Origin of the sequence: Mycobacterium sp. pV006 (assembly GCF_041287115.1) — a bacterium.
In the GTDB taxonomy this organism is placed as follows: domain Bacteria; phylum Actinomycetota; class Actinomycetes; order Mycobacteriales; family Mycobacteriaceae; genus Mycobacterium.
Genome location: NZ_JBGGKT010000012.1, coordinates 70,783 through 86,291, shown reverse-complemented (window position 1 = coordinate 86,291; position 15,509 = coordinate 70,783). Strand labels below are relative to the sequence as shown.

At 67.9% G+C, this 15,509-nt stretch carries 16 protein-coding genes; 9 read left to right on the top strand and 7 right to left on the bottom strand.

The window, feature by feature from the left end; genetic code table 11:
- Positions 1-5: 5 nt before the first annotated feature.
- The 3 genes from ACAG25_RS18520 to ACAG25_RS18510 are packed head-to-tail and all read right to left on the bottom strand — an operon-like array spanning position 6 to position 4,383.
- A complete protein-coding gene (locus tag ACAG25_RS18520) occupies positions 6-1,598 on the bottom strand; it encodes an acyl-CoA carboxylase subunit beta (protein ID WP_370489934.1) in 1,593 nt (530 codons plus the stop codon).
- Complete coding sequence (locus ACAG25_RS18515) at positions 1,595-2,749, bottom strand: acyl-CoA dehydrogenase family protein (RefSeq protein WP_370489933.1); 1,155 nt, start codon at positions 2,747-2,749, stop codon at positions 1,595-1,597. Before ACAG25_RS18515 ends, ACAG25_RS18520 begins: the two co-directional genes overlap by 4 nt.
- The gene (locus ACAG25_RS18510; RefSeq protein ID WP_370489996.1) at positions 2,746-4,383 is read right to left on the bottom strand and encodes an acyclic terpene utilization AtuA family protein; all 1,638 of its coding nucleotides are present in this window, start codon (positions 4,381-4,383) and stop codon (positions 2,746-2,748) included. Before ACAG25_RS18510 ends, ACAG25_RS18515 begins: the two co-directional genes overlap by 4 nt.
- Positions 4,384-4,684: 301 nt before the next feature.
- On the opposite strand from ACAG25_RS18510, the gene rpmF reads away from it, so the two are divergent.
- The 8 genes from rpmF (at position 4,685) to ACAG25_RS18470 (ending at position 11,329) form a co-directional block, all read left to right on the top strand.
- A complete protein-coding gene (gene rpmF / locus ACAG25_RS18505) occupies positions 4,685-4,858 on the top strand; it encodes a 50S ribosomal protein L32 (protein ID WP_370489932.1) in 174 nt (57 codons plus the stop codon).
- A 71-nt stretch (positions 4,859-4,929) separates the two neighbouring features.
- Entirely contained in the window at positions 4,930-5,619 is a 690-nt protein-coding gene (locus tag ACAG25_RS18500; protein ID WP_370489931.1) for a response regulator transcription factor, read from the top strand.
- Complete coding sequence (locus ACAG25_RS18495; protein WP_370489930.1) at positions 5,619-7,073, top strand: ATP-binding protein; 1,455 nt, start codon at positions 5,619-5,621, stop codon at positions 7,071-7,073. The genes ACAG25_RS18500 and ACAG25_RS18495 overlap by 1 nt, the downstream gene beginning before the upstream one ends.
- Positions 7,074-7,239: 166 nt before the next feature.
- On the top strand, positions 7,240-8,592 hold the full coding sequence (locus ACAG25_RS18490; protein ID WP_370489929.1) for a S1C family serine protease: 1,353 nt from the start codon (positions 7,240-7,242) through the stop codon (positions 8,590-8,592).
- 77 nt (positions 8,593-8,669) lie between these two features.
- Complete coding sequence (locus tag ACAG25_RS18485) at positions 8,670-9,167, top strand: molybdenum cofactor biosynthesis protein B (protein ID WP_370489928.1); 498 nt, start codon at positions 8,670-8,672, stop codon at positions 9,165-9,167.
- Positions 9,168-9,266: 99 nt separating this feature from the next.
- Complete coding sequence (locus tag ACAG25_RS18480; RefSeq protein WP_370489927.1) at positions 9,267-9,425, top strand: hypothetical protein; 159 nt, start codon at positions 9,267-9,269, stop codon at positions 9,423-9,425.
- Positions 9,426-9,804: 379 nt separating this feature from the next.
- Positions 9,805-10,452, top strand: a complete 648-nt coding sequence (locus tag ACAG25_RS18475) for an MspA family porin (protein ID WP_370489926.1) — start codon at positions 9,805-9,807, stop codon at positions 10,450-10,452.
- A 226-nt stretch (positions 10,453-10,678) separates the two neighbouring features.
- Positions 10,679-11,329 (top strand): MspA family porin, encoded by a 651-nt coding sequence (locus ACAG25_RS18470; RefSeq protein WP_370489925.1) that lies wholly within the window; start codon positions 10,679-10,681, stop codon positions 11,327-11,329.
- Between the two features lie 60 nt (positions 11,330-11,389).
- On the opposite strand, the gene mscL is transcribed toward ACAG25_RS18470, so the two are convergent.
- The 4 genes from mscL to ACAG25_RS18450 all read right to left on the bottom strand — a co-directional run bounded on the left by mscL (position 11,390) and on the right by ACAG25_RS18450 (position 14,511).
- Complete coding sequence (gene mscL / locus ACAG25_RS18465; protein ID WP_370489924.1) at positions 11,390-11,821, bottom strand: large-conductance mechanosensitive channel protein MscL; 432 nt, start codon at positions 11,819-11,821, stop codon at positions 11,390-11,392.
- 949 nt (positions 11,822-12,770) lie between these two features.
- Positions 12,771-13,427: an SAF domain-containing protein gene (locus ACAG25_RS18460; protein ID WP_370489923.1), complete on the bottom strand. Its 657-nt coding sequence runs from the start codon at positions 13,425-13,427 to the stop codon at positions 12,771-12,773.
- A 61-nt stretch (positions 13,428-13,488) separates the two neighbouring features.
- Positions 13,489-13,821, bottom strand: a complete 333-nt coding sequence (locus tag ACAG25_RS18455; RefSeq protein WP_370489922.1) for an FmdB family zinc ribbon protein — start codon at positions 13,819-13,821, stop codon at positions 13,489-13,491.
- A gap of 93 nt (positions 13,822-13,914) precedes the next feature.
- On the bottom strand, positions 13,915-14,511 hold the full coding sequence (locus ACAG25_RS18450; protein WP_370489921.1) for a 5-formyltetrahydrofolate cyclo-ligase: 597 nt from the start codon (positions 14,509-14,511) through the stop codon (positions 13,915-13,917).
- Between the two features lie 65 nt (positions 14,512-14,576).
- On the opposite strand from ACAG25_RS18450, the gene ACAG25_RS18445 reads away from it, so the two are divergent.
- Positions 14,577-15,500, top strand: coding sequence for a UTP--glucose-1-phosphate uridylyltransferase (locus tag ACAG25_RS18445; protein ID WP_370489920.1), 924 nt, complete (start codon positions 14,577-14,579; stop codon positions 15,498-15,500).
- Positions 15,501-15,509 lie beyond the last annotated feature (9 nt).

Here is a 15,509-nt window from a genome sequence, read left to right as displayed (position 1 = left end):
CGCGCTCACATCCGGAAGACGCCGAAGTTCGACGTCCCCTCGATCGGGCCGTTGGCGATGGCCGACAGGCACATCCCCAGCACGGTGCGGGTGTCGCGTGGGTCGATCACGCCGTCGTCGTAGAGCCGCCCGGACAGGAACATCGGTAGCGACTCCGCCTCGATCTGCGCTTCGACCGCGGCGCGCAGCGCGGCGTCGGCGTCCTCGTCGATCTGCTGGCCGCGGGCCTCGGCTGCTGCGCGGCTGACGATCGACAACACACCGGCCAGCTGTGGACCGCCCATCACCGCCGACTTCGCGCTGGGCCAGGCGAACAGGAATCGCGGGTCGAATGCCCGGCCGCACATGCCGTAATGCCCTGCGCCGTAGGACGCGCCGATCAGCAGGCTCAGGTGCGGCACCGTGGAGTTCGACACCGCATTGATCATCGTCGAGCCGTGTTTGACCATCCCGCCGGCCTCGTAGTCGCGGCCCACCATGTAGCCGGTGGTGTTGTGCAGGAACAACAGCGGGGTGTCCGAGCGGTTGGCCAACTGAATGAACTGCGTGGCCTTCTGCGACTCCTCGCTGAAGAGCACACCGCGGGCGTTGGCCAGTATGCCGAGCGGATAACCGTGCAGCGTCGCCCAGCCGGTCACCAGCGATCCGCCGTAGAGCGGCTTGAACTCGTCGAACTCCGACCCGTCGACGATCCGGGCGATCACTTCGCGCGGGTCGAACGGGATACGCAGATCGGCGGGGACGATGCCGATCAGTTCGTTCTCGTCGAACACCGGCGGTCGCGCCGGCTTCGGTGCCGGGCCGTGCTTGCGCCAGTTCAACCGCGCGACGATACGCCGCCCGATCCGCAGCGCGTCGAGTTCGTCGACGGCGAAGTAGTCGGCCAGACCCGAGGTGCGGGCGTGCATCTCGGCGCCGCCCAGCGACTCGTCGTCGGACTCCTCCCCGGTGGCCATCTTGACCAGCGGAGGACCGGCCAGGAACACCTTGGAGCGCTGCCGGATCATCACCACGTGGTCGGACATGCCGGGGATGTACGCGCCGCCGGCAGTGGAATTGCCGAAGACGATGGCCACCGTCGGGATCCCGGCTGCCGACAGCCGGGTGAGGTCCCGGAACATCTGTCCGCCCGGGATGAAGATCTCCTTCTGCGTCGGCAGGTCGGCGCCGCCGGACTCCACCAGGGACACCAACGGAATCCGGTTCTGCAGCGCGATCTGGTTGGCGCGCAGGATCTTGCGCAACGTCCACGGATTGCTCGTGCCGCCCTTGACGGTGGGGTCGTTGGCCACCAGGACGCACTCCACGTCGTTGACGACGCCGATGCCGGTCACCACGCTCGCGCCGACGGTGAAGTCGGTGCCCCAGGCGGCCAGCGGGCTGAGCTCCAGGAACGGCGAGTCCGGATCGACCAGGGCCTCGATGCGTTCGCGGGCGGTCATCTTCCCGCGGTCGTGATGGCGGGCCACGTACTTCGCGCCGCCGCCGGCGAGCGCCTTGCGGTGCTCACCGTCGAGTTCGGCGAGCTTGGCCGTCATCGCCTCCGCGGCGTCCCGGTAGGCGGCCGAGCGCACATCGAGCGTCGAGGTCAGTGTCATGATTGATACCCCAGGGTCTTGGCGGCAAGGGACGTCAGGATCTCCGTGGTGCCCCCACCGATACCGAGGATGCGCATGTCGCGGTACTGGCGTTCGACCTCGGTGCCGGTCATGTAGCCCATCCCGCCGAACAGTTGCACGGCGCGATCGGCAACCCACTCACCGGCTTCCACGGCGGTGTTCTTGGCGAAGCACACCGCGGTGATCAGGTCCTTCTCCTTGGCGAGCTGACGTTCGACCACGCTGCGGGTGTACACCCGGGCGACGTCGACCCGGCGGGCCATCTCGGCCAGACTGTGCTGTACCGACTGGCGCGCGATCAGCGGCCGGCCGAACGTCTCGCGCTGCCGGCACCATTCCGCGGTCAGGTCCAGGCAGCGTTGCGCACTCGAATACGCCTGTGCGGCAAGGCCGACGCGTTCACTGACGAACGCCGCCGCGATCTGGGCGAAGCCGGTGTTCTCGGCGCCGACAAGGTTGGTGGCCGGCACGCGAACGTCGTCGTAGGACAGTTCGGCGGTGTCGGAGCTGCGCCAACCCATCTTGTCGAGCACCCGGGTGACCTCGAATCCCGCGCTGTCCTTGTCGACGACCAGAAGCGAGATGCCCGCCGCGCCCGGCCCGCCGGTGCGCACCGCGGTGACGACGTAGTCGGCCCGTACGCCGGAAGTGATGTAGGTCTTGGCGCCGTTGACGACGAAATCCCCCGTGGCGGGGTCGCGGTGGGCCCGGGTGCGCAGATGCCCGACGTCGGAACCCCCGCCGGGTTCGGTGATCGCCAGGGCGCCGATCTTCTCGCCGCGCAGCGTGGGACGCACGTAGGTGTCGATCAGGTGCCGATCACCGGAGGCGATCATGTGCGGCACCGCGATGCCGCACGTGAACAGTGAGGCGTATACCCCGGCGGGACAACCGCTCTGGTGGATCTCCTCACAGACGATCAGTGCATCGGCTGCGTCTCCGCCGTCACCACCCACCGATTCGGCGAACCCGACGCCGAGCAGACCCACGTCGGCGGCCTTGCGGTGCAGGTCGCGGGGAAGCTGTCCGGTGCGCTCCCACTCGTCGGCGTAGGGCAGCACCTCGCGCTCGACGAACGCGCGGACCGTCTTGCGCAGCGCGTCGCGTTCCGGTGTCGTCCAGATGTTCACGGCAACAGTTCCTCCGGCACGTCGACGTAGCGGCTGCGCAACCACTCGGCCAAGCCTTTGGCCTGCGGATCGAATCGTGCCTGATAGGCCACACCCGCGCCGAGGATTTCGTCGATGACGAAGTTGACCGCCCGTAGCTCCGGCAACAGGTGGCGGGTCACCGGTAGATCCCGGGTCTCGGGCAGCAGCTCGCGCAACAGGTCGATCGTGAGAGTGGTTGCCAGCCAATGCCACTGCGGCTCGGTGCGCACCCAGACGCCGACGTTGGCGCTGCCGCCCTTGTCGCCGCTGCGAGCACCGGCGACCAACCCCAGCGGGACGCGACGCGTGGGCGACGCGGACCGGAATGGAACCACCGGCGGCGTGGTGACCGCCTCGAGGGCGGCGGTGCGGGAGGCCGGTGTGACATCGCGACGCGTGCCGTCGGGCAGCACCGCCACGTGCGGGACCTGTTCGTTCGGAACGTGCGCCGCCGAGAACACCCCGTAGACCTGCCCGTCGCCGGGTGGTGCGGTCGTGGTGAAACCCGGATAACTGGCCAACGCCAGTTCGACCGCCGTCGAGGAGAACTGACGCCCCACCACGGCGGCATCCTGGTCGCGGACCACGCACCGCAACAGTGCGCTGGCGGTCTGTTCGGTGTCGGCGTCGGGACGGTCGGTGCGGGCCAGCGTCCACTGCAGTTCCTGCGGACGGCGGGTCAACCCGGCCTCGAGCTGTTCGCGAACCAGCGCGGCCTTGGCGTCGATGTCCAACCCGGTCAGCACGAACGTCATCTCGTTGCGGAAGCCACCCAAGCTGTTCAGGCCGACCTTCAGCGTCGGAGGTGGGGGCTCGCCGCGCACACCGTGCAGGCGGACGCGGTCGGGGCCGTCGGCGGACAACCGGATCGAGTCGAGCCGCAGCGTGGCGTCCGGGTTGGCGTAGCGGGCGCCGCCGATCTCGTACAGCAGTTGCGCGGTGACGGTGTCGACGGTGACCGCGCCACCGGTTCCGGGGTGCTTGGTGATCACCGACGACCCGTCGGCGTGGATCTCCGCGATCGGGAACCCCGGCCGCAGCATGTCGGCGATCTCGGTGAAGAACGCGTAGTTGCCGCCGGTGGCCTGGGCCCCGCACTCGATGACATGGCCCGCCGCGATGGCGCCGGCGGTCCGGTCGTGGTCGGTGCGCTGCCAGCCGAAGTGCGCGGCCGCGGCCCCGACGGCCAGCGAGGCGTCGGTCACCCGCCCGGTCACCACGATGTCGGCGCCGGCGTCGAGGCACTCGACGATGCCCCACGCCCCCAGATAGGCGTTGGCGGTCAGCGGGGTCCCGAACCCGAACTCGGCCGCACGGGGGAGCAGGTCGTCGCCCTCGACGTGCGCCACGGTGACCGGTACGCCCAGTTGCCCGGCCAGGCTCCGGACCGCGGCGGCCAGACCGGCCGGGTTGAGACCGCCGGCGTTGGTCACGATGCGCACGCCGGCGTCGGCGGCCAGTCCGAGACACTCCTCGAGCTGACGCAGGAATGTGCGCGCGAAGCCGCGCTCGGGATCCCTGGCCCGATCGCGGCCCAGGATCAGCATCGTCAGCTCGGCGAGGTAGTCGCCGGTCAGATAATCGAGTTCGCCCCCGGTCAGCATCTCCCGCATCGCCGCCGGTCGATCCCCGTAGAACCCCGAACAATTACCGACCCGAACCGGGGCGCCGGCTTCGGTCACCCAATCACCCCGTCCTAGCTCGCCCAACCAGTCGGTAGGTTAGTGGGGACCGGCGGTCCCAGGCGGCGATTTGGCCAGATCGGCCTGATCCAGCCCGGCGGCGGCCCGGGCCGGAGTTTGGAGCACGCCGCCCGCAGCCGCTATTCTGATCAACAATTGCCGGCGCCCGGTAGGTCCAGGCTCGCGGGCAGTGCCCCTGCCGGATAACCCCCGAACGATGGAGAGCTCGATCATGGCTGTGCCCAAGCGCAGGATGTCGCGCGCGAACACCCGTAGCCGGCGCGCGCAGTGGAAAGCCACCAAGACCGACCTCGTCGGCGTCACCGTCGCAGGTCAGCAGCACAAGGTGCCGCGTCGCCTGCTCAAGGCCGCCCGCCTGGGTCTGATCGATCTCGATCGCCGCTGACGCCCTGAATCGCGTCGCTCGCGCGGCGCGCCTCTCAGGTCAATCTCAGTCGCGGGGACAAGACTGTGCCGGTGCGCATACTTGTCGTTGACGATGACCGCGCGGTTCGTGAGTCGCTGCGGCGTTCCCTGACCTTCAACGGATACTCGGTCGAACTCGCCCAGGACGGGCGCGAGGCGCTCGAGGCGATCGCCAGCAACCGCCCCGACGCCGTCGTCCTGGATGTGATGATGCCCCGGCTCGACGGGCTGGAGGTGTGTCGGCAGCTCCGCTCCACCGGGGACGACCTCCCGATCCTGGTGCTGACGGCCCGCGACTCGGTGTCCGAGCGGGTCGCCGGTCTGGACGCCGGGGCCGACGACTACCTGCCCAAGCCGTTCGCACTGGAAGAGCTGCTCGCTCGCATGCGGGCGCTGCTGCGCCGTACCACCCCCGACGACGGTTCGGCCGAGTCGGCGGCCATGACGTTCTCGGATCTGTCGCTGGACCCGGTCACCCGGGAGGTGACCCGCGGCGATCGGCAGATCAGCCTGACCCGCACCGAGTTCGCGCTGTTGGAGATGCTGATCGCCAACCCGCGCCGCGTGCTCACGCGCAGCCGCATCCTCGAGGAGGTGTGGGGGTTCGACTTCCCCACCTCGGGCAACGCGCTCGAGGTGTACGTCGGCTATCTGCGCCGCAAGACCGAAGCCGAAGGGGAACCGCGGCTGATCCACACCGTGCGCGGCGTGGGTTACGTGCTGCGTGAAACCCCGCCCTGATGACGTACGGCAACGCCCAACCGTGGCCGCTGCGACCGGTCCCACCACCGGCGGCCAGCTCGCTGTCGGTCCGGTGGCGGGTGATGTTGCTGGCGATGTCGATGGTGGTCATCTCCGTGGTGCTGATGGCCGTGGCCGTGTACGCGGTGGTGTCCCGTGCGCTCTACGACGACATCGACGATCAGCTGCGCGGCCGCGCCCAACTGCTCATCGAGAGCGGTTCGCTGTTCGCCGATCCGGCCAAGGCCATCGAAGGCACCGCGTTCTCCGACGTCAACGCCATCTACTACGTGCCCGGCCGGGTCAAGTACACCTACCAGCAGGCCGGGCAGACGCTGCCTGTCGCCGGCCCGGAACGCGACGTCATGGAAGGCAAGCTCCTGATGTCGCTGCGCACCGTCGGCGGGCAGCGCGTACTGGCCGTGCACATCCCCGAGACCGGGTCCTCGCTGCTGCTGTCCAAGAGCCTGGGGCCCACCGGGCTGATCCTGCGCCGGCTGGGCAGCGTGCTGCTGATCGTCGCCGGGCTGGGCGTCGCGGTGGCCGCCATCGCCGGCGGCATGGTCGCCCGCGCGGCCCTGCGGCCGGTGGCACGGCTGACCGAGGCAGCCGAACGCGTGGCGCGCACCAGCGACCTGCGGCCGATCCCGGTGTTCGGCAGCGACGAACTGGCCCGGATGACCGAGACCTTCAACCGGATGCTGGGGGCGCTGGCCGAGTCCCGGGAACGACAGTCCCGCCTGGTCGCCGACGTCGGACACGAACTGCGCACCCCGTTGACCTCGTTGCGTACCAACGTCGAACTGCTGATGGCCTCGACGAAGCCGGGAGCGCCCCGCATCCCGGAAGAAGAGATGGCCGATCTGGAGGCCGACGTGATCGCCCAGATCGAGGAATTGTCCACGCTGGTCGGCGACCTGGTCGACCTCACCCGCGATGACGCCGGCGGCGTGGTCCATGAAACCGTCGAGATGGCCGACGTGATCGAGCGCTCGTTGGAGCGAGTTCGCCGCCGCCGCAACGACATCGAATTCGACGTCTCGACGGTGCCGTGGCAGGTCTACGGCGACGCCGCCGGATTGGCGCGCGCGGTACTCAATCTTCTCGACAACGCGGCCAAATGGAGTCCGCCGGACGGCCGGGTGGAGGTGCGACTGACGCAGGTCGACCCCCTGCGCGCGGAACTCGTGGTCTCCGATTTCGGGCCCGGCATCCCGCCGCAGGAGCGACATCTGGTGTTCGAGCGGTTCTACCGAGCGACCGCGGCTCGGGCGATGCCGGGCTCAGGTCTCGGGCTGGCCATCGTCAAACAGGTCGTCACCCGGCACGGCGGCACCATCTACGTCACCGACACCGTGCTCGGCGGTCAGCCCCCCGGTACGTCCATGCACGTGCTGCTGCCCGGTAGGCCGTCGGCGCCCAAACCGGAGTCCGGGCCGGGCGACACGCGGTAGCTGGTTGCCGCACCAGCGCGCGATACCAGCGACGATGGGGGCGCGCAGTTTGCGGGTATCCCGATCTTGCTCTAAGCGGATTCTCAGTCCTACTGGGCACTCTGAAGCGGAACCGATCGTTGAACCGACCGACAGCAACCCCATTCCAGGAGAGCAGCGCAGCAACATGACCAACCACCCGAGGTACTCGCCGATCCCGCCGCAGGGTCGCCAATCCGGTATGCCCGGGGGTCAGGTCGACCCGCAACGGTCAGGTGCTTACGACTACCAGGGCTACGACTGGCGCTACGCGACCGAGCAGCAGCGGCAGGCGTATCGGAGCGCATACGACCCGTATCCGGGTGCGCCGATGCCCCCCGTCCCCGGCCAGTACCCCGGTGCTCCGGGAGCACCCGCGCCTGCGCCCGCCGGAAAGCGTTCGCGCGCAGGCGTACTCACGATCGGCGCCACGGTGTTGGCGCTGCTGTCGGCGGGCGTGGGCGGCGGGGTCGCGATGCTGGTGCATCCCGACCACAACGGCGGTGGCGGCATCAGCGCGCTCGGCGCCGCGCCGAGTCGGCTCGCGGCGTCGGTGCCGGGCGGCACGGTGGAGCAGGTCGCTGCGAAGGTGGTGCCCAGTGTGGTCAAGCTCGAGGTGCGGCAAGGACGCTCGGCCGAGGAAGGTTCCGGCGTCATCCTCTCGGAGGACGGACTGATCCTCACCAACAGCCACGTCGTCGCCGCCGCCGCGGACACGTCGGGCTCCGGCGGACGCGCCACGACCAAAGTGACCTTCGCCGACGGGAAAAGCGCCGAGTTCACCGTGGTCGGAGCCGATCCGGGCAGCGACATCGCCGTGGTGCGGGCGCGCGGCGTGTCCGGCCTGACCCCCATCACGGTCGGGTCCTCCGCGGACCTGCGAGTGGGCCAGGACGTCGTGGCAATCGGATCCCCGCTGGGACTGGAAGGCACCGTGACCACCGGCATCATCAGCGCCCTGAACCGTCCCGTCGCCGCCGGCGGCGACGCGCGCAACCAGAACACGGTGCTCGACGCGATCCAGACCGATGCGGCGATCAACCCCGGCAACTCCGGTGGCGCGCTGGTCAACATGAACGGCGAGCTGGTCGGCATCAACTCGGCGATCGCCACGCTCGGCGCCAATGCCGGCGGCAGCCCGCAGGGCGGCTCGATCGGTCTGGGCTTCGCGATACCGGTGGACCAGGCCAAGCGCATCGCCGACGAACTGATCCAGACCGGCAAGGCGTCCCGCGCCTCGTTGGGCGTTCAGGTCGGCAACGACCCGGAGGTGGACGGAGCGAAGATCGTCGAGGTGGACAGCGGCGGGGCGGCCGCTGCCGCCGGGCTTCCCGGTGACGTCGTGGTGACCCGCCTCGACGACCGCGTCATCAGCAGCGCCGACGCGCTGGTGGCCGCTGTCCGGTCCAAGGCCCCCGGCGACAAGGTCACGCTGACCTTCGTCGACGGCAGCGGGCGCGAGCAGAGCGTGCAGGTCACCCTCGGTAGGGCGGCCCAGTGAGGGTGACGCGCGACCAACCGCGGATCACGGAGCGTCGGGTTGTGGTGACGTCGGTCCCGACCTATACGGTTGAAGTCATGGAACAGCCACATGCCTTGGTGGGCCGCGCTCTGGTCGTGGTCGTCGACGACCGGACCGCGCACGGTGACGAAGCGGACCACAGCGGTCCCGTGGTCACCGAGTTGCTCGGTGAGGCCGGCTTCGTCGTCGACGGTGTCGTCGTGGTCTCCTCCGACGAGGTGGAGATCCGCAACGCACTCAACACCGCGGTCATCGGCGGTGTGGACCTGGTGGTGTCGGTGGGTGGCACCGGTGTCACGCCGCGGGATGTGACGCCGGAGGCGACCCGCGACCTGCTCGACCGTGAGCTGCTCGGAATCGCCGAGGCGCTGAGGGCCTCGGCGTTGTCGGCCGGCATCGGCGATGCCAGTGTCTCGCGCGGTCTGGCCGGGATCTCGGGCAGCACCCTGGTGGTGAACCTGGCGGGCTCGCGCGCGGCCGTACGCGACGGAATGGCCACTCTCGGACCGCTCGCGGCTTCGGTGATCGGGCAACTTTCCAGCCTGGAAATCTGACACCCTCTGCCGTACGGAAACAGTCCTGAGCTGCAAAGTTAAAACCAGGTGAACTTTTAATCCGATCAGCTCGTGACCTTGCTCACAAGGGGGCAGGCGGTGACGCAACGACGGAAGCCGTCCAAGCAGGAGCTGGACGAGGTCTTCGGTACCGCGCTGCCCGATACCACCCGAGACGAACGTGATCTTGATGCGTCTGCCGAGGGGCCGGCGCACGAACGCTGGCTGCGGGACAACGTCCCGCCGCACCACGATTGACCTGTGCTTTCTTTCGTTCTTTCGTCACTTTCGACCCTCTTGTAACGCAGCTCACATCAGCGGCGATCAATCCACTGCGGCCGGAGAATCGCGGCGGAACCCGTTCGTGGTCCCGCCGCCGCAGCGAAGGAGGGTTCATGGTGATCGACACCGGATAGCGGTGCGCCGGCCATTTCGAAGCTGCGCTGTTCGCGTTGCCGGTCGGAAGCCCCGCCGTTATGTTCCTCGTGTCAAACGATGAGCGGGTCGTAAGACGCGGATGTGGAATCTCTCATTCAATTCACATCTAACTCTTGCGGGCCGCGCGGGGAAGCGATATGCCAACCACACACAACCACCGGTGCCCCCACAGGAGCCCTCGGATCACTTAGGGAGAGCAGTGAAAGCAATCAGTCGGGTGCTGGTCGCGTTGGTGGCGTCCATCGCGGCATTGTTCGCTACCGCCGGCACCGCGCATGCCGGTTTGGACAATGAGTTGAGCCTGGTCGACGGTCAGGGCCGCACGTTGACGATCCAGCAGTGGGACACCTTCCTCAACGGTGTGTTTCCGTTGGATCGCAACCGCTTGACACGTGAGTGGTTCCACTCGGGCAAGGCGAGCTACATCGTTGCTGGTGAGGGTGCCGACGACTTTGAGGGCACCTTGGAGCTGGGATACCAGGTCGGGTTCCCGTGGTCGCTGGGCGTGGGCATCAACTTCAGCTACACCACCCCCAACATCGCCTTCGACGGGCTCAACACCATTCTCATCGAGGACGGAGCCTTCAGTCCCTATGAGGGAATCGTCACTCCGCCGTTGTTCCCCGGTGTCTCGATCAGTGCGGACCTGGGCAACGGCCCCGGGATCCAGGAGGTCGCGACGTTCTCGGTCGACGTCGCTGGCCCGAGCGGTTCGGTGGTGGTGTCCAACGCGCACGGCACCGTGACCGGTGCCGCCGGTGGTGTGCTGCTGCGTCCGTTCGCCCGGCTGGTGTCGTCGACAGGTGACAGCGTCACCACCTACGGCCAGCCCTGGAACATGAACTGACCTTGTACCAACTCGTGAGCCTCGAGCACTGTCAAGGATCACGACACAACTGAACAACCGATGACTCGAAGAAGTTCGAGGGGTGGTATCCGCGGGGGTCCCCGCACCCCCACGGCTACCACCCCGATATGTTGCTCGTGTTTATAGAGTCTTCGGTGAAGCCGTAAGCCAGGCACGAACGAACCGGCGCTCCACCCCCAGGACGTCGTCTGAAGCTAGGGAGAAAATGAAGTCAATCGGTCGGGTATTGGTCGCGATGATGGCGTCGATCGCGGCGATGTTCGTGAGCACTGGCACCGCGCACGCCGGTTTGGACAACGAGTTGAGCCTGGTCGACGGCCAGGGTCGGACGTTGACCGTTCAGCAGTGGGACACCTTCCTCAATGGTGTGTTTCCGTTGGACCGCAACCGCTTGACTCGTGAGTGGTTTCACTCGGGCAAGGCGAGCTACATCGTTGCCGGTGAGGGTGCCGATGACTTCGAGGGCACCTTGGAGCTGGGCTACCAGGTCGGGTTCCCATGGTCGTTGGGTGTGGGCATCAACTTCAGCTACACCACCCCGAACATCGCGTTCGACGGTCTGGGCAGCGCCAACTTTTTCGACACCACATTCGGTAACGAGTTTGTCGGCATCGTGACCCCGCCGTTGTTCCCGGGTGTCTCGATCAGTGCGGACCTGGGCAACGGCCCGGGCATCCAGGAGGTCGCGACATTCTCGGTCGACGTCGAGGGTCCGACCGGTTCGGTGGCGGTGTCCAACGCCCACGGCACGGTCACCGGTGCGGCCGGTGGCGTGCTGCTGCGTCCGTTCGCCCGGCTGGTCTCGTCGACCGGTGACAGCGTCACCACCTACGGCGAGCCCTGGAACATGAACTGACACTGGCTTCACACGGCAACGGCCCCCGGCATCAGCCGGGGGCCGTTGCCGTCGATGTCGCTACTGCCCCTTGTAGTTCTGCGTGTCCGTGGCGCCGTGCCGGCCGCCCGTGGTGTCGGCCTCGGCCTTGAGGAGGTCGCGGATCTCGGTCAGCAGGGTCAGTTCGGTCTCTTCGCTGGCCACCTTCTTGTCGCGTTCTTTCAACTTCTTGAACGGCACCACGATCACGAAGTAGATGACCGCGGCCACGATCAGGAAATTGATCGCCGCGGACAGCACGGCGTTGAGATCGACGAATTGGTCGCCGCCCAGCGGAATGCGGAGAATTCCGTATTCGGCCTCGGGGCCGGCGCCGATACGATCGACCAGCGGCTGGATCACGTTCTCGGTGAATGCCGTGACGAGCCCGGTGAAGGCGGCGCCGATGACGACCGCGACTGCGAGGTCGATGACGTTCCCTCGGGAGATGAAGTCCTTGAATCCCTTCAGCATTGGGGTGTCCCTTCTGGCTTTGAACGCTGCGGAGTGGTCCGGTGACCAGCCCAAACCGTATCCTCAGCCGGCCACGCGGCGGCGCCTATCCGGGATAAGGCGTGGCCCCGGTGTGAACGCTGCTGTGGCGAGAGGACCCGGTGAGCGGTCCGGGACGGCCACGGGCCCACGAATGTCATTGTCATGAATTCTGACCGGACTTCGGGTGAAATTGCGGTGACATTCGTTGTTCGGATAGAAGGTGCCGGGAGTCCCGGCAAGCACAACCCTGCGAGGTGTCGTTGCTGCTGGTAACCTTTTTCCAGCTTGACCACCCTAATCAACCGCCGGACCACGTCCGTCACAGAAAGAAGCAGGCGCATGGCCGCAGATGCCCGCACCTCCACTCGCTCAACGAGACTCGGTGTTCTCGGAGTGGGTGCTCTCGCTCTCACCACGTTCGCTCTGACGTTCGGTGCAGGCACCGCAGGGGCGGACCCCAACGATCCCGGGCACCAGGAATTCTCTGCTGACGGTCAAGTCCGGTCGTCGCAGGCTTCCGGTGTCTCCAGCGGGTCGCTGTGCACGGCCAGAACCTCCCAGGGCACCGTGCACACCTCCGACATAGGTACGCCGAAGCAGCTTGCGAAGGAAGCTGGTCCGAGTTGGGTGGGCTCGGATGGCTGGCAGGCGCAGGGCCTGAACCGGCAAAACCCGTGGGGTGGCGCGTTCGACCCACGCAAGACACGCACGGGGCCGCAGTGCCGGCCGGTCACTGCCAAAGGCTTTTCCTGAGTTCGATTCTGGTGGCTTAGTGGCTGGGTGAGATCGAGGTTCCGCGAGAATCTGACGTTGAGCGTCGGCAGCCACTCAGCTAAGTCGATCCACGGCGCGGCGACTGGAGGCTCACGATTTTGTAGGTCATACCCGAAGTGGACGACCGGCGTTCGGGCCGGGGACTGTTTTCGTTTCAGTGCAACGTGACCGTGACGGCCGAAACCAGCGCGGCGCCGGCGACCGTCCGAGCCGCGGCCGCGGGCAGCGCGACCAGGACGACCCGGTCGCCACCGGGTGCCCCGAGCCCGCTGCCCTGTTCGGAAACCAGCACCACCACCGCATCTGTGGCGATCAGCCGGGCGTCGGAGTCCGCGTCGGCCGAAACGGGAGCCGCGACGATGTCGACGACGTCACCGACCCGGATCAAGTCGAGCACCGCCGGGTCGGCCAGTGGCACCGGAACGATGCGGGCTCCCGGTCCGGCCGACGACTCGGCCAGCCGCGGCCCGAGCAACCTGATGTCGGTGACGATCTCGCCCCGGCGGGACGGACCGGCCAGCGTCGCGCCGACCACTGCGTCGATGTCGGTCTGCGCGCCGTCGGGAACCTCGGTCTCCCTTCGGGATTCGAGGCGAACGTCGTCGCGGGTCAGCGCCGTGCCCGGGGACAGGTCGCCCGAGGCGACCACCACCTCGGTGTGGTCGGCACGGGGATCGTCGCGCCATGCCGCCGCAGCCGCCAGCAGCACCAGCGCCGCGGCCAGCGTCTGTCGCGCCGCGCGCGTACGCGACCAGTCGGGCCGCAGCGCGGTCAAGCGACCCAGCACGGTCGGGTTCAGAGAGTCCCCCATACCGCCACGCTAGATGCGCGTTGCCCGCTCGACGGCGGTCAACGCAGCGGCTGTGGATAACTCAGCTGGCCGCGGCGGTGGGAGTCGAGGCGCTACTCGTGGAGGCCGACGACGAGCTCGACGAGGAATCAGACGAGGACGAACTCGACGAAGACGACGAGTCCGAGGAGGACGACGAGGCCGAGCTGCCGTTGGAACTGCTCGTGCTCTTGGTGGATTCCCGGCTGTCGGTGCGATAGAAACCGCTGCCCTTGAACACGACTCCCACCTTGCCGAACACCTTGCGCAACCGGCCTTGGCACTGCGGGCACTCGGTCAGCGAATCGTCGGTGAACGCCTGCACCACATCGAACTTGTTGCTGCATTCGGTGCACGCATACGAATAGGTAGGCACAGTTACCTCCGAGGTGGTCAAAAGTGATTAGCACTCTACCGGCTCAAGTGCCAGAACCGCCAGTTGCGCCCAGTCATTCCCGGTCATTGCCGGCTACGTCGGTCGGTCGGACCGCAACTCGATCAGTCCGCGGCCCGGGGTCAGCGCATGCGTCATCGGCACATCGTGGTCCTCGACGGGTAAGGCGTCGACCACCTCGTCGTCCCGGACCACTGCCACCAGCCGCGCGGCCGGATCGGCGAGCCGGAGCGTCCGGTCGTAGAAGCCGGCGCCCCGCCCCAGGCGGGTGCCGCGCCGGTCCACGGCCAGCGCGGGAACGAACACGGTCTGCGCCGAGGCGACCGCCTCGGCCGGCAACCACGGGGGCGCCGGTTCGCGCAGCCCGAACGGCGCCTCGACCAGCGCGTCAGGACGATAACGTCCCCACTGGAGAGGCAGCCCGGTCCCGTCGGCGTCGTTGCGCGCCACCGGGAGCAGAACCGTGACCCCGCGTTCACAGAGGGTGTCCAGCGCCTGCGCCGAACCCGGTTCCGTGCCCACCGGCACGTAGGCGCACATGGTCGACCCGGCGGGTGCCAGCGCCACCAGATGGGCGGCCAGCGCCGCCGCCTCCGCGGCGTGTTGTTGCCCCGTCAACGACCTCCGGACGGCCAGGATTGTGGCCCGCACCTGTGTTTTCGTGGCTCGCACCGGGAAAGCCTCCCCAGGGTGGGTAAGCAGAGAACAACGGACGCCGAAAGGTTAATGTGTGAACGATGAGCCGGTCTGATGTCCCCACTCCATACACCGCTGTCGTGCCCGCAGCGGGTCTGGGAACGCGGTTCCTGCCTGCCACCAAGACGGTGCCCAAAGAGCTGCTGCCGGTCGTGGACACCCCCGGGATCGAACTCGTGGCGGCCGAAGCGGCGGAGGCCGGCGCGGAACGGCTGATCATCATCACCTCCGAGGGCAAGGACGGTGTGGTCGCGCACTTCGTCGAGGACCTGGTGCTCGAGGGCACGCTCGAGGCGCGCGGCAAGAAGTCGATGCTGGAGAAGGTGCGTCGGGCACCCGCGCTGATCAAGGTGGAGTCCGTCGTGCAGGCCGAACCGCTCGGACTGGGGCACGCCGTCAGTTGCGTCGAGGACAGTCTCTCGCCCGACGAGGACGCCATCTCGGTGCTGCTGCCCGACGACCTCGTGCTGCCCACCGGCGTCCTGGAGACCATGGCCAAGGTGCGCGCCAAGCGCGGCGGCTCGGTGCTGTGCGCCATCGAGGTGGAGCCCGACAAGATCAGTGCCTACGGCGTGTTCGACGTGGAATCGGTACCCGATGCCGCCAACCCGAACGTGTTGAAGGTCAAGGGGATGGTGGAGAAGCCCAAGGCCGAGGACGCGCCGTCGCCATACGCCGCCGCCGGTCGCTATGTGCTCGACCGCGCGATCTTCGATGCGCTCAAGCGCATCCCGCGCGGCGCGGGCGGCGAATTGCAGCTCACCGACGCGATCGCATTGCTCATCGACGAGGGCCACCCGGTGCACGTGGTCGTGCACCGCGGTTCTCGACACGACCTGGGAAATCCCGGGGGCTACCTGAAGGCTGCGGTTGACTTTGCGTTGGAGCGGGACGATTACGGCCCCGAACTGCGCCAATGGCTGGTGGAGAGGTTGGGACTCGCGTCCGAGACGGCCGCACACTAGCCGGCGCTG